Origin of the sequence: uncultured Granulicatella sp. (assembly GCF_963545075.1) — a bacterium.
Taxonomy (GTDB): domain Bacteria; phylum Bacillota; class Bacilli; order Lactobacillales; family Aerococcaceae; genus Granulicatella.
Genome location: NZ_CAUUHX010000043.1, coordinates 1 through 17115 on the forward strand (window position 1 = coordinate 1; position 17115 = coordinate 17115).

Annotated in this window: 16 protein-coding genes; 15 read left to right on the forward strand and 1 reads right to left on the reverse strand. The window is 33.7% G+C overall.

What is annotated here, in order from left to right; translation table 11 throughout:
- The first annotated feature begins 185 nt into the window (after window positions 1-185).
- From RWZ86_RS06435 to RWZ86_RS06495, 13 genes are all read left to right on the forward strand, one after another.
- The gene (locus RWZ86_RS06435; RefSeq protein ID WP_314113233.1) at window positions 186-431 is read left to right on the forward strand and encodes a DUF4160 domain-containing protein; all 246 of its coding nucleotides are present in this window, start codon (window positions 186-188) and stop codon (window positions 429-431) included.
- A 25-nt stretch (window positions 432-456) separates the two neighbouring features.
- Window positions 457-879, forward strand: coding sequence for a DUF2442 domain-containing protein (locus tag RWZ86_RS06440; protein ID WP_314680696.1), 423 nt, complete (start codon window positions 457-459; stop codon window positions 877-879).
- A 109-nt stretch (window positions 880-988) separates the two neighbouring features.
- A complete protein-coding gene (locus RWZ86_RS06445) occupies window positions 989-2125 on the forward strand; it encodes an amidohydrolase (RefSeq protein ID WP_314680697.1) in 1137 nt (378 codons plus the stop codon).
- A 5-nt stretch (window positions 2126-2130) separates the two neighbouring features.
- Window positions 2131-2811, forward strand: a complete 681-nt coding sequence (locus tag RWZ86_RS06450; protein WP_314680698.1) for an NAD(P)H-dependent oxidoreductase — start codon at window positions 2131-2133, stop codon at window positions 2809-2811.
- Window positions 2801-2974 (forward strand): hypothetical protein, encoded by a 174-nt coding sequence (locus RWZ86_RS06455; protein ID WP_314680699.1) that lies wholly within the window; start codon window positions 2801-2803, stop codon window positions 2972-2974. The genes RWZ86_RS06450 and RWZ86_RS06455 overlap by 11 nt, the downstream gene beginning before the upstream one ends.
- Before the next feature lie 257 nt (window positions 2975-3231).
- Window positions 3232-4572 carry a carbohydrate ABC transporter substrate-binding protein gene (locus RWZ86_RS06460; RefSeq protein WP_314680700.1) on the forward strand — a complete coding sequence of 447 codons (1341 nt, stop codon included), beginning with the start codon at window positions 3232-3234 and terminating at the stop codon, window positions 4570-4572.
- 162 nt (window positions 4573-4734) lie between these two features.
- Window positions 4735-5619: a sugar ABC transporter permease gene (locus RWZ86_RS06465; RefSeq protein ID WP_314680701.1), complete on the forward strand. Its 885-nt coding sequence runs from the start codon at window positions 4735-4737 to the stop codon at window positions 5617-5619.
- Between the two features lie 10 nt (window positions 5620-5629).
- Window positions 5630-6511 carry a carbohydrate ABC transporter permease gene (locus tag RWZ86_RS06470; RefSeq protein ID WP_314680702.1) on the forward strand — a complete coding sequence of 294 codons (882 nt, stop codon included), beginning with the start codon at window positions 5630-5632 and terminating at the stop codon, window positions 6509-6511.
- A 15-nt stretch (window positions 6512-6526) separates the two neighbouring features.
- Window positions 6527-8758 carry a 1,3-beta-galactosyl-N-acetylhexosamine phosphorylase gene (gnpA, locus tag RWZ86_RS06475; RefSeq protein ID WP_314680703.1) on the forward strand — a complete coding sequence of 744 codons (2232 nt, stop codon included), beginning with the start codon at window positions 6527-6529 and terminating at the stop codon, window positions 8756-8758.
- The gene (locus RWZ86_RS06480) at window positions 8758-8931 is read left to right on the forward strand and encodes a DUF6903 family protein (RefSeq protein ID WP_314113250.1); all 174 of its coding nucleotides are present in this window, start codon (window positions 8758-8760) and stop codon (window positions 8929-8931) included. The genes gnpA and RWZ86_RS06480 overlap by 1 nt, the downstream gene beginning before the upstream one ends.
- A gap of 404 nt (window positions 8932-9335) precedes the next feature.
- Window positions 9336-9812 carry a MarR family winged helix-turn-helix transcriptional regulator gene (locus tag RWZ86_RS06485; protein WP_314680704.1) on the forward strand — a complete coding sequence of 159 codons (477 nt, stop codon included), beginning with the start codon at window positions 9336-9338 and terminating at the stop codon, window positions 9810-9812.
- Window positions 9809-11545: an ABC transporter ATP-binding protein gene (locus RWZ86_RS06490; protein WP_314680705.1), complete on the forward strand. Its 1737-nt coding sequence runs from the start codon at window positions 9809-9811 to the stop codon at window positions 11543-11545. The genes RWZ86_RS06485 and RWZ86_RS06490 overlap by 4 nt, the downstream gene beginning before the upstream one ends.
- Complete coding sequence (locus RWZ86_RS06495; RefSeq protein WP_314680706.1) at window positions 11538-13283, forward strand: ABC transporter ATP-binding protein; 1746 nt, start codon at window positions 11538-11540, stop codon at window positions 13281-13283. The genes RWZ86_RS06490 and RWZ86_RS06495 overlap by 8 nt, the downstream gene beginning before the upstream one ends.
- A 109-nt stretch (window positions 13284-13392) precedes the next feature.
- Here the strand turns inward: RWZ86_RS06495 and RWZ86_RS06500 are convergent, their stop codons facing one another.
- Window positions 13393-14040, reverse strand: coding sequence for a YigZ family protein (locus RWZ86_RS06500; protein ID WP_314680707.1), 648 nt, complete (start codon window positions 14038-14040; stop codon window positions 13393-13395).
- Window positions 14041-14190: 150 nt separating this feature from the next.
- On the opposite strand from RWZ86_RS06500, the gene RWZ86_RS06505 reads away from it, so the two are divergent.
- A complete protein-coding gene (locus tag RWZ86_RS06505) occupies window positions 14191-14814 on the forward strand; it encodes a PepSY domain-containing protein (RefSeq protein WP_314680708.1) in 624 nt (207 codons plus the stop codon).
- Window positions 14815-14900: 86 nt separating this feature from the next.
- Window positions 14901-17115, forward strand: a 2215-nt coding sequence (locus RWZ86_RS06510; RefSeq protein ID WP_314680709.1) for a G5 domain-containing protein, incomplete at its 3' end; no start/stop codon positions are given.

A 17115-nucleotide genomic window follows, 5' to 3' on the forward strand; every position in this document is an offset into this window, starting at 1 on the left:
CTAAGGTCTCGAATTTTCCAGTATTATCAGCCGAAAGAATGGCTGATAATACTCGAGCTACGGTAAGAAGTCTATTCTTTTCTTGACGGAAGAATATGAGAGTGCGTTTAGAATTGCTTTAATATCGAATAAAAGTTGAAAAAGTCGTCCGACTATGTTAGTGTATACATAAGGAGATGATGAGAATGCCAGAAATAGCAAGATTTTACGGAATTATTATTAAAATTTACTTTAATGACCATAACCCGCCGCATTTTCATGCTTATTATGGGGAGTATGATGGTGCTTTTGATATTCAGACTCTTGAAATGATTTATGGGGATCTTCCAAAAAAAGCTCAAGAACTAGTGAGAGAGTGGGCTGAACAATATCGTGAAAAAATTATGGAGATGTGGAAAACGAAAAAAATTGAAAAACTTCCTTCTTTATAATTCAAAAAATAGATTGGAGAATAATATGTTTGATATTAGAGTTATATCTGTTAAGCCGTTAGATAATTGTAAATTATTCGTTAGATTTAACAATCGAATTGAGAAAGAATACGATGTAAAGAATTTATTCGAAGAGTTGGATTATATGACAGTGCTTGAGCATAATAAGCAACTATTTGAAAGTGTAAAAGTTGATGTTAAAGGGCATGCAGTTTATTGGAATGAAGACCTAGATATCCCGGCATACGAATTATGGGAAAATGGTGTGAATATTTTTGATGATGTTAAAATAGTTGAAAGAACGTTATTTAAAAATGGTGATGGCAGATTTAGTTCTCGAGTGGCTATACCTCTTGTTTGGTTAAAATCAATGGGTGTTACTGAAGAAAATCAATCCGTAAATTTGAAATTTGATGGAGATAAAATTATTATCCAAAAAGTTAAATAAAGAAGAAATTATATAAACACAGACATGAGGGAGCTTTAGGCGTTTCCTCATGTTTTTTTACTTTTTTTGTAGTAAAATGAAAAAAAGTGATTTTTAAGAGGTGATTGTTATGAAAGAAGAATGGATTCAAGAAGCGGTAAAAATCAGACGTACTTTACACCGCTATCCGGAATTATCCGAACAAGAATTTAAAACGACAGCATTTATTCAAGAAAAATTGACGGAATGGGGGATTTCTTATCGTCCTTTAAAAACACCAACAGGTGTTGTTGCTGAAATTGGAACGAAAGAAGGTCCCGTTATTGCGCTTCGTGCAGATATGGACGCATTACCGATTCATGAACAAACGGATTTAGACTATCGTTCAGAGCATGATGGAGTGATGCATGCTTGTGGGCATGATTTTCATACAGCAAGTTTATTAATGGCTGCGAAAATTTTAAAAGAAAAAGAAGAAAGTTTAAACGGGAAAATTCGATTCATTTTCCAACCAGCAGAAGAAATGAATCGTGGCGCTCGTGCTTTAATTGCTGAAGGTGTATTAGAGGGAGTCGATGTCATTATTGGATTCCATAATAAGCCTGAATTACCTGTTGGAACAATTGGCATTAAATCTGGACCATTGATGGCTGCTGTAGGACAATTTTCTGTGGAATTAAAAGGGGTAGGAACTCATGCGGCAGCTCCACATAATGGAAATGATCCAATTGTTACGGCCTGTCAGATTATTACAAATTTACAAGCGATTGTAAGTCGTCATGTTTCACCGTTGTCACCTACAGTATTGAGTATTTCTCATATTGAAGGGGGAAATACTTGGAATGTTATTCCAGAGCGTGTTTTCTTTGAAGGAACGATTCGTACTTTTTATAAAAAAGATCAAGAGAAAATTCGTAGTTTAATGGATCATATGGTGCATCAAATGGCTGCTGTTTATGGACAAAAAGCACGTATGGAGTGGATTATGACACCTCCAGTAGTGGATAATGATGAAGAAGTGACAGAGATTGTAAAAGAAACAACAGAACAATTTGCGACAGTAGTGACTCCTGAATTAACTTTAGGAGCAGAAGATTTTGCGAATTATATGGAATATGTTCCGGGGTGTTTTGTGTTTATTGGAACAGGTTGTCCTTACGAATGGCATCATCCATCATTTGTAGTAGATGATGCAGCGTTAAAAGATGCGATTTCTTATTTTGTAGAAAATAGTCAAGCATTATTAAATCGATATAAGAAAGGATAAATTCAATGACAAAAACTCTAATTATTATGAGTCATCCTGATGTAGCTCAATCCTCTTCACAGCAATTTTTATTAGCGGCTGTTAAAGGAGAAGAACAGATTCAAGTACGTCATTTAGAATCAATACTAGCAGAACAGGAAAGTGAGCATTTTGATAAAACTTTAGAACGTGCATGCCTTCAAGATGCAGACAGAATTATTTTTCAATTTCCTTTGTATTGGTATCAATGTCCAAGTGTGATGAAGCAATGGATGGATGAAGTGTTGACGTTGAATTTATCTCAAAAAGGAAAAAAGAAAGAATTTGGAATAGTCGTAACAGTTGGTGCAAAACAAGACCGCTATACAGCAGGTGGTTCGGTAGGATTTGGAATCGAAGAGTTATTGAGACCTTATCAAGCATTAGCCAATCAATTAAGATGGGATTATCAAACTCCATTTGTCATCTATCAATTTCAATATTTGTCTGAAGCTCAAAAGCAACAACTACTAGTAGATTACTTGTATTATTTAGAAAATGGCTCTCATCATTTTAGTGAAAAGGAACAATGGATGATGGAGCGATTGGAGCAATATACGAATACGCATACAGGACAAGTAAGAGAGTGGCTTGTAGAATTAAAACAAGAAAGAGAAGAATTAGTGATGATGCTTTCAGAAATGGGGAATGAAGCAGATGGATTCTAAATGGATGGAAGAACAAATTGCTACATGGCAAGAAGAATGTCAAAATTACAAAGAACGTGCTTTTTTAGAAGCTTGTAAACAATTATTGGTGGAGCAACAACAGCGAGTGGATCATTATAAAGCACAGTTAGATGGACAATTATGGAGTCCAAAAGAGTGGTAAATGATAAGAGTTGAGTGAATACTTAACTCTTTTTTTATTGATATAAAACTGAGATTAATTAAAAAAATATATATGTAAATTGAGAAATATTTAAAATAAGAATTCTTCCTGGAAAATTTATTAAAAAAGCAATATTTTAATAAAAAAGAGCAATATAATAATTGTGTAAACGTTTTATTAGTAGTATTATGATGTCGAGGTAAAAAAGAATAACCTTTCGAAAATCAAAAATTTTCGAGAAAACAGGAGGAATATTTATGAAAAAGAAATTAATGTTATCAAGTGCAGCTCTTTTGGCAACTGTTGGTTTAGTGGCTTGTAATAAATCAACAACTTCTGATAAACCAGCTGAAACTAAAACTGGTGAAAAGAAAACAATCAAATTAGCAGCTCTTGAATCAGGGTATGGGAAAGAAATGTGGCCTGAGTTAATTAAAGCTTATGAAGAAGCTAATCCAAATGTAAAAGTTGAATTACAATCTAGTAAAGAATTGGAAGATGAGCTTTCACCAAAAATGAAAGCTGGAGATTTCCCAGATGTAGTAATGCTTGCATTAGGACGTAAAAAAGCTTTACCTGAAACATTGATTAAAGAAAAAGGCTTAGCAGATATCTCTGACTTATTCGATATGAAAGTGTATGGAGAAGACAAAAAAGTTTCTGAAAAATTATTAAATGGTGTGTTAGGTTCTACAGTTACAGATCCATATCGTGATGGAAAACACTATTTAGCTCCAATGTTCTATGCTCCAACAGGTTTATTCTATAACGAAGGATTATTCAAACAAAAAGGTTGGGAAGTTCCAAAAGATATGCCAGCTATGAAAGAATTAGCAGAAAAAGCAAAAGCAGAAGGAATCTCATTATTCACTTATCCAACAACTGGATATTTAGATAGCTTCTTCCCTGCATTATTAGCAAATGCTGGTGGTGTTGACTTATTCAATAAAGCAATGAGCTATGAAAAAGGAATTTTCACTTCTGATGGCGCAACTAAAGCATTCAATGCATTAGGCGAATTAGTGAAAAATGTTGAACCTTCAACAGTAGCAAATGCTAACCCACAAAGCTTTACTAAGAACCAACAATTATTATTAGATAACAAAGCTTTATTCATGCCAAATGGTACATGGGTAGTTGGAGAAATGAAAGATGCTCCTCGTGCTGATGGATTCAAATGGGCTATGAATGCTGCTCCAGCAATCGAAAAAGGTGGCAAACGTTTCGTTTACTCATTCTTCGAACACATCTGGGTTCCAGAAGCAGCAACAAACAAAAAAGAAGCTAAAGAATTCTTATCATTCTTATATTCTGATAAAGCAGCAGCAATCTTTGCTAAACACAATGCTGCTCAACCAATTCAAGGTGTAACAAGTAAATTACCTGCTGAATTACAAAGCTTATACAAAGTTGTAGATGAAGTTGACGGAGTTATCAATGGTAACTTTATTGCTACAAAACCAGTTGAAGGTGTTAACATGAAAGAAACATTATACGGTCAAATCGACTCTGTAGCATCTGGTCAAAAATCTGTAGCTGATTGGCAAAAATCAGTTGAAGAAGTTAGCCAAAAATTAAGTGCGGCTGTAGAAAAATAATTCTTCAACTAGTATGAATGGATAAAAAAGGAGCTGGGAAAAGAGGCTCTTTCGGGAAGATAAACTCAGTTTTAAGTAGTTTCAAAGTTCCAAGAGTTTTCTTTCAGGAGGTTGCCATTCCCAGCTTTATTTTATACTTAAAGAAAAGATAGGAGCATGAAGATGAATAATCGTCGGAAAAAAGAACGTGCTGGATTTATCCTAGCATGTATATTACCTGCCATTATATTATTTCTTACTTTCTTAATTTATCCAACGATTGAGGTGTTTAGAATGTCTATGTATCGTTGGGGTGGATTTTCTAAGAATAAACAATTTGTTGGGTTTGATAATTTTGTAACTTTATGGAAAGATGAGAATTTTTCAAGAACAATTCAAAATACCATTTTACTAATTGTCATTGTAACGATTGTAACAGTTGTTTTAGCAGTATTATTTGCTTCCATTTTAACAACTGAGAAAATTCGTGGAAATAATTTCTTTAGAATTATTTTCTACATTCCGAATATTTTATCAATCGTAGTTATTGCTGGTTTATTTGCAGCTATCTATGATCCAAATGGTGGTTTATTAAATGCCATTTTACCAACAGCTTTAGAACGCTTATGGTTGGGAGATCAAGGTGTTGTAATTTATTCCTTAGCATTTGCCTTAATTTGGCAAGCGATTGGGTATTATATGGTAATGTATATGGCTGGTATGGCTAATATTCCATCAAGTTTATATGAAGCAGCTGATTTAGACGGTGCAGGGAAAATTGGTAAATTCTTCAATGTAACATTACCATTAATTTGGAACAGTATTCGTACAACATTAACATTCTTTATTATTAGTACGATTAACTTAAGTTTCTTATTAGTACAAATTTTAACAAATGGTGGTCCAGATGGTTCAACAGAAGTATTCTTAAGCTACATGTTTAACCAAGCATATACGAACTCATCTTATGGATATGGGATGGCAATTGGGGTAGTTGTATTTATCTTCTCATTTGGATTATCAGGTATCGTAAGTCACATTACAAAACGTGACATTCTAGAATATTAGGAGGCATATTATGAAAATGCAAACTCGTTCATTTGAGCGCTTATATAAAGCATTTATTTATGTAGCGTTAATTACATTAGCCATTTCCATTATTGTGCCTGTTGGTTGGGTATTTGTCGCATCAATTAAGCAAAATAGTGAGTTTTATGGTAGTCCATGGACAGCACCTAAAGGATTTTATTTCCAAAACTTTATTGATGCATGGACAAGTGCAAAAATGGGAGATTATATGTTAAATTCTGTCATCGTTACAGCATTAGCATTAATCATTTTAGTAGCCGTTGCGATTCCAGCTGCTTATGTATTAGCAAGATTTAAATTCCCTGGAAGCAAACTCATTAATACACTTCTAAAAGGTGGATTATTCATTAACGTAAACTATATTGTTGTTCCAATCTTTTTAATGCTACTAGATTGGGATAAAGGATTAAAATCATTTGGAATCGCAAATGGCTTCTTCTTAAATAATATTTTTGTTCTAGCAGTTGTGTATGCAGCAACATCGCTACCATTTACGATTTACTTATTATCGAACTTCTTCAAAACTTTACCAACAACATTTGAAGAAGCAGCAGCTATCGATGGAGCTGGTTATTTCACAACAATGTTTAAAGTTATGACACCAATGGCAAGACCAAGTATTATTACAGTTATTTTATTTAATTTCTTATCATTTTGGAATGAATATATCATTGCTTTAACATTAATGCCTGGTAAGAGTCAAACATTACCGGTTGGGTTGAAAAACTTATTACAAGCTCAACGTGGTGCAGCGCAATACGGTCAAATGTATGCAGGGATGGTATTAGTCATGTTACCAACATTGATTTTATATATTCTTGTTCAAAATAAATTAACACAAGGAATGACCTTAGGTGGTTCTAAAGAGTAGGAGAGGAGAAACACCATGAGTAAAACGAAGGGACGTTTAACATTACCAAGTCAGGCTAATTTCTTGAAAGAAACAAAAGAACTAATCGAACGTTGGGGAGCAGATGCCATTCGTGATAGTGATGGAACGAAGTTAGATGAAGCAACAAAACAATTAGATGCAAAAATTTATACAACGTATTTTGTTGCAAGAAATCATAATGAATTTGCTGAAAAACATATGGAAGAATGTCAACAAATTTATGTGATGTCTAAATTTCATCTAGCAACTTCAAATGAATTAGAAATTCCATTTATGGATGGATATTTTACAGATCAAGTTCAACCAGATTATGTTCATGATGAAAAACTTTATTGGGAAGTCATTGACCGTACAACTGGGAAAGTGGTTAGCGTAGAAAATTGGGAATTAGATAAAGAAAGGGATATTATTACAGTTCATGGAGCAGAAGCTTTTCATGAATATACGGTGTCCTTCTTAGTATATGCCATTTGGGATCCAACTCAAATGTATAATCATATTACAAATAATTGGGGAAATGTTCCTCATGATATTCCATTTGATGTGCGTCAACCTGCTTCAAATGAATATATGCAAACATATTTAAAAAATTGGTTAAAAGAAAATCCAGATACAGATGTTGTTCGATTTACAACTTTCTTCTATCATTTTACATTGATTTTTAATCAATTAGGAAAAGAGAAATTTGTAGATTGGTTTGGATATGGCGCTAGCGTTTCTGTAGCAGCTTTAGAAGCTTTCGCAAAAGAAAAAGGCTATCGCTTAAGAGCGGAAGATATTGTAGATGAAGGATATTATAATTCAACATTTAGAACACCAAGTAAAGCTTATTTAGACTATATCGATTTTATTCAAAAATTCGTAGCAACAGAAGCGAAGAAATTAGTAGATCTTGCACATGATGCAGGAAAAGAAGCAATGATGTTCCTAGGAGATAACTGGATTGGTACAGAACCATATGGAAAATATTTCAAAGAAATTGGTTTAGATGCTGTTGTAGGTTCTGTAGGGGGAGGAGCAACTTTACGTATGATTTCTGATATTCCTCATGTTAAATACACAGAAGGAAGATTCTTACCATACTTCTTCCCAGATGTATTTAGAGAAGGAAATGATCCAACGATTGAAGCGAATAAAAACTGGTTATCAGCAAGACGTGCAATTATGAGAAATCCAGTCGATCGTATTGGATATGGCGGTTACTTAAGTTTAGCTTATCAATTCCCTAAATTTGTAGATTACATTGAACAAGTGACAGATGAATTTAGAGAAATTTATGATGTTGTGAAACATACAAAACCATATGTAGGCTTGAGAGTAGCAATTCTAAATGCTTGGGGTAAATTACGTACATGGCAATCTCATATGGTGGCGCATGAATTACCATACAAACAAATTTATTCATATTTAGGAATCATGGAAGCATTAAGTGGTGCGAGCGTCGATGTTCAATTCATTAGTTTTGAAGACGTTTTGACTACCGATGTCTTAAAAGACGTGGATGTTATTATTAATGCTGGTGATGCCGGAACTGCATTTAGTGGTGGAGATGTTTGGAAAAATCCAGAACTACTCACTAAAATTCGTCAATTTGTATACAATGGTGGAGGATTTGTTGGAGTAGGAGAACCAACAGCTGTTCATCATCAAGGTAGATATTTCCAATTAGCAGATGTTCTAGGGGTAGAACGTGAAATGGGCTATAGCTTATCTACTGATAAATACTTTACAAAAGAATTAGACACTCACTTCATTACAGAAGATATTAAAGATGTACGCAAAATCGATTTCGGAGAAGGAATGAAGAATGTCTATGGATTAACGGAACATACAGAAGTATTAGAATTCAGTAATCCAAAAGTTTCCCAAGAAGTAGAAGGAATTGTAATGCCAGCGAATGCTGAAGGAAAAGAATTCGGTGAAATTCATTTAGCAGCTAATCCTTATGGAAAAGGACGTGGAGTTTATCTTGCAGGCTTACCTTATAGTCCAGAAAATACAAGATTATTACTTCGAGCATTATATTATGCTGCTGCTAAAGAACAAGAATTCAAAAAATGGTATTCTTCTAATTTATCAGTTGAAGTTCATGCATATCCTGAAAAAGGTTTGTATGCAATTGTCAATAATACAAATGAAGCACAAGAAACTGAAGTTTATGATGGCAATGGAAATCATGAAACAGTCATCATGAAACCAAGTGAAATTAGATGGGAGCATATGTGATGAATCCAAAAGTTAGAATATGGATACGAGTAGTCTTAATGGTGATCTTCTTAATTGTATTAGTAAAAGGTCATCAAATGGTTGGAAAACCAGGAGTTGCAACAATGTTAGTAGCTCTAGTAGGCTTGTTAGCTATATTATGGGATTATAACCGTCCATATAGCAACTCGTAAAAAAAGAGAATATAGGTGAAAAAGGACAAGAACAACGATTCTTGTCCTTTTTTTCATGCAAAAAAGTGAGGGAAATACTTTTCAGAAGTAGCAAAAACATGAGCCCGCAGGGCTGCTGCCGACCTTGCTATTTGGTTAATAATAATTTTTATTAAATACACGTAAAAATTGTATATGAATGAGGAAAGAAATTTTTCACCGTAGCAAAGGTAAAACAATCCATTTGAAAAATGGATTGCTTTACTGGAAAATTTGAGACCTTAGGCTCAAATTTTAGCAATGAGACCAAGGCTCATGGCGTCCAAATGCTACAGTGAAAATATTATTTCTGAATATTACATAGGTTGACTACCTACCTATTATTTGTTACACTTTAATAAAACAAAACCGAAAGGAGAGACTAAATGACAAACAAACAAATCTTCGATGACATTATCAAATTAATTTTAAGAATTGAACATTTGAACGTATTCAGAAGTATTGCCCCTAACCTTACAATACGAGAAAACAACGTCTTAATTCTCTTATATTATTACGATTCAGAATTTGGCAAAACACTAACCATAAAAGACATTAGCTGTTTCTATGAAATAAAATCTTCAACAGCAATCCAATTCGTCAATTCCTTAGAGAAACATGGATATATCGTTCGAATGAATGATCCAAAGGATAAGCGAGTAACACTAGTAACCTTGACAGAATTTGGAAAAGAAATGGGGGAAATTATTTCTAAAAGAAACTATAAAATGGTTCAAAAAATATTAGAAACTCAAGAAAAAGAAGAATTGGAACAAGCTTTCCAAGTTATCCATAAAATGATTAATACGATTGAAAGTATTCCAATCGAAACACTCTCATATAGAAAGGACGAAACTAAATGAAACAAATTATGAATCATGTTCGTAGATACCGAGCATTATTAGCAGGAATTGTTGTTTTAACGATTCTACAAGTTGGTTCGAGTTTATTATCTCCAACCATTTTAGCTTCATTAGTAAGCAATGGGATTTTAAAACAAAACCAAGCGGTGATTTTACAACAAGGGGGATTAATGTTACTAACTTCGACTTTAGATTTAGTGTTATCAATTTTAGTCGTTCGTTTTATCGGGAAATTCTCTGCTGGATTATCAAAAGATTTACGTTTGAGTATGTTTACAAAAATTCAACATTTCTCAACACAAGATTTCCAAAAATTAGGAACATCTTCGTATATTAACCGTACAACAAGAGATATTCAAAGTTTAGCTCAAACACTAGGATTCTCAATGAGTATGGTATTAATGGCTCCATTATTGTTAGTGGGATCTATTATCTTATCTGTTCGTATGAACTTTACATTGTCATTAGTATTATTAGGATCCATTCCATTTTTAGGAATTGCAGTCGCATTATTAGTAAAAACAGTTTCTAAAGACTTTACAATTATGCGTCAAATGACGGATACACTAACACAAATTATTCGTGATTCATTAACGGGTATTCGTGTCATTCGTGCATTTAATAAGAGCGAGTATGAAGTAGAACGATTTGACAAAGTCAATGAGAAATATCGTGAATTAATTTTCGGGATGAATATTAAATTCAGTTTAATTATGCCACTAATGATGATTACAATTAATTTTGCGAATTTAGCGGTTGTCCTTGTGGGGGCTCATTTAATTCAAGCATCTCAATTAGAAGTGGGAGCTTTAATGGCAGTTATTCAATATTCTGTTTTAGTGTTAGTCGCTTTATTAATGCTATCGTTTATCTTCATTATGATTCCTCAAGGCCTTGTAGCTGCAAAAAGGGTTAATGAAGTATTAGAACAAGAAAATATTCAAACCTTTGTGAGTGAAGATTATGGTTTAGAAAAAATTGATACAGTAGAATTTAAAGATGTTTCTTTCAAATATGAAGGAGCAGAAAAAGCAATGCTAAACCATGTCGACTTCACAGCAAAAGTTGGCGAAAAAATTGCGATTATCGGTTCTACTGGAGCAGGAAAATCTACCCTAGTGAATTTATTAATGCGATTCTTAGATACAACTTCTGGAGAGTTGTTAATGAATGGTGTAAATATTAAAGAATTTACAGAAAAAGAACTACGCGAGCAAATCGCATTCGTCCCTCAAAATCGTATGTTATTTGAAGGAAGTATTCGAGATAACTTAAGATTCGGAAATGAACATGCAACAGATGAAGAAATGATTCAAGCGTTAAAACAAGCAGAAGCGTGGGAATTTGTTTCTAGTTTAGAAGAAGGATTAGATGCACACGTAGAGCAAAAAGGAGATAATTTCTCTGGAGGACAAAAACAAAGATTGTCAATTGCTCGTGCATTAGTAAAACAGGCTTCGATTTATGTTTATGATGATAGCTTCTCTGCATTAGATGCGAAAACAGAAGCTAAACTTCGTGCGAATTTAGCAGAAATTAATCAACAATCGATTATTTTTGTCGTTGCACAAAGAATTTCATCCGTAACAGATGCTACAAAAATTATTGTATTACATGAAGGAAATGTTGTTGGAATTGGAACTCATGATGAATTGAAAGAAAGTAACCAAATTTATCAAGAAATTATGAATTCTCAATCAAGTTTAGAAGAAATGGAGGATACTCATGAATAAAACTGTCTTAAAACGATTATTAAGTTATTTAAAACCTGATCGAGTGATTGTGACGATTGTACTAGTAGTATCCCTTATTTCAGTTATTTTAGATGTTCAATTACCTAAAATTTTAGGGGATGCAACAACGTTAATTAGTGAAAGTTATATTGCTTCTAATTATACATCTGTTGATTTAGAAGGAGTTTTTGCGATTGCGAAAACTTTAGCGATTTTATATATTTTAGCAGCTGGATTAAACTTTTTAGGGAAATATTTTATGTCTCGTGTTGCTAGTGATATTATTTATCGATTACAAAAAGAAATCGATGAAAAATTCACACGTTTACCAGTTCGATATTTTGATGAACAATCAAGAGGGGACTTATTAAGCCGTGCAACAAATGATATTCAAACAATTGATGATTCTTTTTCACAAGTATCGAATCAAATTTTTACAACGGTTCTGACATTCTTTGGAATTATCATTATGATGTTTACGGTTAATATTCCATTGGCGATTATTGGATTTTTAGGGATTCCTCTTTCACTATTTATTATTGGATTGATTGGAAAGAAATCTTCAACAGCATTTGCAAATCGTCAAGAAACAACTGGTCGATTAAATGGTTATATTGAAGAATATTATGCTGGACATGAGATTGTAAAAGCCTTCAATTATGAAGAACGTTCTCAAGCAGAATTTCAAGCTTTAAATGATGAATTATATGAACATGCTTGGAAAGCGCAATTCTTTGCAGGAATGATGTATCCAATTTCTCGTTTAATTAATAATATTGTTTATGTATTTGTAGCGATTGTCGGTGGATTGTTTGCTGCTAGTGGAATGATTACAATCGGTGGGATTCAAGCAATCTTACAATATATGAGAAATATTAGCCAACCAATGGGAGATGCAGCGAATATGATTGGATTAACTCAATCTATGTTAGCAGCAGCAGAACGAATTTTTGAATTATTAGATGCAGAAGAAATGGAAGAAGAAGGCGATAAAGAAGAACTTCCAGCTATTGTTGGAGATGTTCAATTTAAGCATGTTTCATTTGGCTATACTCCAGAAGTAACATTAATGGAAGATTTGAATATTGATGTTAAAGCAGGAGAAACAGTAGCGATTGTAGGGCCAACTGGTGCAGGTAAAACGACTGTGATTAATTTATTAATGCGCTTCTATGATATTACTAGTGGTGCAATCGAAATTGATGGACACAATATTCAAGATTATAAAGTGGATTCTCTTCGTTCAAAAGTAGGAATGGTATTACAAGACACTTGGTTATTTAAAGGAACGATTCGAGAAAATATTCGTTATAGTCGTCCAGATGCAACGGATGAAGAAGTAGTCCAAGCAGCAAAACAAGCATTTGCGGATGATTTTATTCGTAAATTACCAGATGGATATGATACGTATATTACGGAAGAAACAGATAATATTTCTGGAGGGCAAAAGCAATTATTAACGATTGCTCGTGCTATTTTAGCCTCACCATCTGTTTTCATTTTAGATGAAGCAACTTCGAATGTAGATACAAGAACGGAAATGCAAATTCAAAAAGCGATGGATCATATTATGGAACATAAGACGTCGTTTGTTATTGCGCACCGTCTATCAACGATCCGTAATGCGGATAAGATTTTAGTAATGCAAAAAGGGAATGTAATTGAGCAAGGAACACATGAAGAATTGTTGGCAAAACAAGGATTTTATGCTGGTTTATATAGAGCTCAGTTTGAGTAAAGAATGATTTTTCTGTAGTAGCAAGGGACGCCAGTAGCCCCCTTCGGGGTCTCTTGGCTATGCTAATGCGAAAATAATAAAAAATGTGGAGCTGTTCGCTCCACATTTTTTATTCTCCATCTGACGAAATGAGTCTTTCGATATATTGTTGTCCTAGTTCTTCGAATTGGACTTTGTTTTGTAATAATTCAATCACAGATTCTTGGAAAGATTCTACTTCTTCAACAGGTAAGCTACAATGAATCGCTACTACATCTGTAAATTCTTTATCAACTACAGAAATAGTATTTGTTTCAAGATAGTATTCTAATTTTCCAACAGTAGAATAATCAATTGTCACTTTTAAAATTGTTTCTAAGCTAGCTTGTACAACACCGATTGCTTTAAGCCCTTCTGCAACAGCACCTGTATAAGCACGAACAAGTCCTCCGGCACCTAGTTTTGTACCACCAAAGTATCGTGTAACAACAACCGTAGTATTTTTTAGTGCTTGTTTTTTCAGCACTTCTAACATTGGTACTCCAGCTGTTCCACTGGGTTCTCCATCGTCCATTGCACGTTGGAATTCATCTCTTTCTCCAATTAAATAAGCTGAACAATTATGGGTCGCTTTCCAATGTTCTTTTTTAATAGCTTGGATAAATTCGAGAGCGTCTTCTTCTGTTTCTGTACGTTTAAAATGGGCGATAAAGCGTGAACCTTTAATTTCAATTTCATGTTGCCCATCTTGATGAATCGTTTTATATTGTTCTAACATAGACTCTCCTTTCAAAATTTATTTGCTTCTATTGTATCATAAAACGTGTGCGATAAAAATAATGTAAAATTCAGCTGTTTTATTTGCACAATAGCATGCTTTCTTATATATTTAATATGCTTTAAAAATAATAATTCAAAAGAGGTAAATATGAAAAAAAGTAAATTAGTTATTTCAATTATGTCAGCAAGTTTATTAAGTGCTTGTGTTCAAATTAATACAGCACCTCAACCAACAACGACAACTTCTGTAGCACAAACAACACAAAGTAGTCAAACAACTACAAATACAACAACTCAACAAGCATCGAACGCTAATCAAGGGTCTACGCAAGGGACAACTTCTTATAAAGAAAGTGTTGAAAAAATGGTAGAAGTGTTTTCTAACCAGTATAGTGCTTTAGATATTACGAAAGTTCAAATAAAAACAATTCAACCAGTTGTGTATGAAATTTCTGCGATGGATGATACAACAGAATATGAGTTTGTCTATCAAGTAGACAGCCAAAATTTAGTTCAAACAGAAATGGATCGTAAAAAAGGAGATATTTCTTATAAACGTGCTTATAAGAAGATTGAGACATCTACTTTATCAGATGTTGATGAGATGATTTCAATTGCTTTAGGTCAATTTTCTGGCGGGCAACTAAAAGATTGGACATTAGAACGCGATAATGGTCAATTATATTGGAATGTAGAAGTTTATCATAATGGAAAATCAATGGAAGTAACGATTGATGCTGCTTCAAAACAAATTGTAAAAATTGATGATTAAAAAGAATAGTGATTGATAATATAGAAGTTATTTTTTATATATGCTATACTATATTGCACGAAAATTTAAAAATGAAAGGAAACGATATGAGAAAAGAAATTTTTTCTATTAGAAAAATCAAAAAAATTGCTGGGTCAGTAGTGATTGGGTCTGCATTATTTGGGATGGGTACTCCAGTGAGTGCTGCAAGTCCATCGACTTATCATTATGTTGATGAAGCAAATTTAACAGAACAAGAAAAAGCCCTTCTTCATACGGAAGTTCCACCTCAGGATGAAGAAGTGTATTATTTAATTTACCGTAAAATCGAACAAGTACTTCCACAAACGGGAGTAAGAGAAAATATGGCAGTTACTGCTGCAGGATTATTAGCAGCTAGTAGTATTGTTTTAGTTGTTTCTAAGAAAAAACGTCATAAGATTTTAGGAGCGTTATTAATTACAGCTTCAGGCGCTGCAACATTTATTCCTTCTCAAGCAGTAGCAGTGGAATTAAGCCAAATGATTCGTGCTTCTTCCAATGAAGGTGTTGTACAAATTGATGGCTATCGTTATGTTGGATATTTAAGTGAAAGAGAATTAAAAGATTTTTCACATCATGAACAACAAGAACCAACGACTACTACTCGTGTAGAAACGATTGAAGAAGCTCTTCCATATGAGGTAGTGGAACAAGAAGATGCTACTTTATTAAAAGGACAAAAACAAATCGCTACTCAAGGAGTAGAAGGCCTTCGTCGTGTAACAGTGGAAGTGACTACTGTAGATGGCGTGGAAACACGTAAAGTAATTGGAGAAGAAGTTGTAAAACAACCTATCTCTCAAGTAGTTAAAGTAGGGACTAAAGAATCTGTTACTCCAGCGGAAAAAAATGAAGTAACAAGAATTGAGACAACTACAGAAACTATTCCATTTGAAACTATTACACAGGCAGATACAGCTTTAGAAAAAGGAAAGAGTCGAATTCTTTATGCTGGTCAACCAGGAGTTCGTACGATTCAAACTCAAGTAACAGTTGTGAATGGCGTGGAAACACGTAAAGTTGTTAAATCTGAAGTAACAACACAACCAATTTCTCAAATTATCGGTGTAGGTACAAAAGAAGAAATTCCAGCACCTACAACTCCAAAAGTTGAGAGGGAAACTCCAAAACCAACTCCAGTAGTTGAAAAAGAAGTACCCAAACCAACTCCAGAAGTGAAACCTGAAAGTCCAAAAGTTGAAGTGGCAAAAGGTACACAGGAAACGGGAAAAGAAGGACAAGCAGTAACACAACCAGCTTTACCAGAACATACTGAAAAAATTGAAGCAAAAGGTGCTCAAGAAGTAAAAGAAGGCGAGAAGCAAGGTGAAGCTTTAGTGCAACCAGCACTTCCTGAATATACTGCAACTGTTTCAACAAAGGGAACACAAGAGTCAGGACAAGAAGGTAAAGCTACAGAGCAACCAGCAAATTCAGAGTTTAAAGTAACAACGGGTACAGTAGAAAAATCTACCGAAAGTGAATTAGATTTCACAACAGAAGTTATTCCAGATGATACAAAATATGTGGATGAAGAAGTAGTTGAGCGTCAAGGGGTTAAAGGAGTTCAAGTTACTAAAACAACCTATGAAACAGTAGAAGGTGTTGAAACAGATAAAGTTGTTTCTACAACGACAGAAGTGAAAACTCCTGCCGTTTCTAAAGTCGTTAAAAAAGGAACAAAACCAATTGAAGGAACAAAAGTTGAAACAAGAGAAGAAGTCATTCCTTTCGAAACAAAAGAACAAGAAGATGATACTTTAAAACGTGGGACAACTACAGTTGCTCAAGAAGGTGTAAACGGTAAGAAACAAATTACTGAAACGTATAAAACAATTCGTGGAGAAAAAACAAACGACGCTCCAAAAGTCGAAGAAAAAGTTATCTTACAACCTCGAGACAAAATTATTAAAAAAGGTACAAAAGGTCTAGAAAAACCAACCTTACAATGGGCAAATACTGAAAAAGATGTCTTGAAGAAGAGCGCTACAGCTAGTTATACATTGAATAAACCAGCTGGAGTACAAATCAAATCAATCAAATTAGCACTGAAAGATAAAGATGGACAACTTATCAAAGAAGTCAATGTAGAAGAAAATAAACTAAACGCTACTTTAGATAAATTGAAATATTATCAAGGTTACACTCTATCTACAACAATGGTTTATGATCGTGGAGAAGGCGAAGAAACTGAGAAGTTAGAAGATAAACAAATTCAGTTAGACCTTAAAAAAGTTGAAATCAAAAATATTAAAGAAACAAGCTTAATGAGTGTAGATG

Excerpts from the sequence above, each read along its gene's own strand:
- RWZ86_RS06435 (WP_314113233.1), top strand. The coding sequence starts at position 186 with ATGCCAGAAATAGCAAGATTTTACGGAATTATTATTAAAATTTACTTT.
- RWZ86_RS06440 (WP_314680696.1), top strand. The coding sequence starts at position 457 with ATGTTTGATATTAGAGTTATATCTGTTAAGCCGTTAGATAATTGTAAA.
- RWZ86_RS06445 (WP_314680697.1), top strand. The coding sequence starts at position 989 with ATGAAAGAAGAATGGATTCAAGAAGCGGTAAAAATCAGACGTACTTTA.
- RWZ86_RS06450 (WP_314680698.1), top strand. The coding sequence starts at position 2,131 with ATGACAAAAACTCTAATTATTATGAGTCATCCTGATGTAGCTCAATCC.
- RWZ86_RS06455 (WP_314680699.1), top strand. The coding sequence starts at position 2,801 with ATGGATTCTAAATGGATGGAAGAACAAATTGCTACATGGCAAGAAGAA.
- RWZ86_RS06460 (WP_314680700.1), top strand. The coding sequence starts at position 3,232 with ATGAAAAAGAAATTAATGTTATCAAGTGCAGCTCTTTTGGCAACTGTT.
- RWZ86_RS06465 (WP_314680701.1), top strand. The coding sequence starts at position 4,735 with ATGAATAATCGTCGGAAAAAAGAACGTGCTGGATTTATCCTAGCATGT.
- RWZ86_RS06470 (WP_314680702.1), top strand. The coding sequence starts at position 5,630 with ATGAAAATGCAAACTCGTTCATTTGAGCGCTTATATAAAGCATTTATT.
- gnpA (WP_314680703.1), top strand. The coding sequence starts at position 6,527 with ATGAGTAAAACGAAGGGACGTTTAACATTACCAAGTCAGGCTAATTTC.
- RWZ86_RS06480 (WP_314113250.1), top strand. The coding sequence starts at position 8,758 with ATGAATCCAAAAGTTAGAATATGGATACGAGTAGTCTTAATGGTGATC.
- RWZ86_RS06485 (WP_314680704.1), top strand. The coding sequence starts at position 9,336 with ATGACAAACAAACAAATCTTCGATGACATTATCAAATTAATTTTAAGA.
- RWZ86_RS06490 (WP_314680705.1), top strand. The coding sequence starts at position 9,809 with ATGAAACAAATTATGAATCATGTTCGTAGATACCGAGCATTATTAGCA.
- RWZ86_RS06495 (WP_314680706.1), top strand. The coding sequence starts at position 11,538 with ATGAATAAAACTGTCTTAAAACGATTATTAAGTTATTTAAAACCTGAT.
- RWZ86_RS06500 (WP_314680707.1), bottom strand. The coding sequence starts at position 14,040 with ATGTTAGAACAATATAAAACGATTCATCAAGATGGGCAACATGAAATT.
- RWZ86_RS06505 (WP_314680708.1), top strand. The coding sequence starts at position 14,191 with ATGAAAAAAAGTAAATTAGTTATTTCAATTATGTCAGCAAGTTTATTA.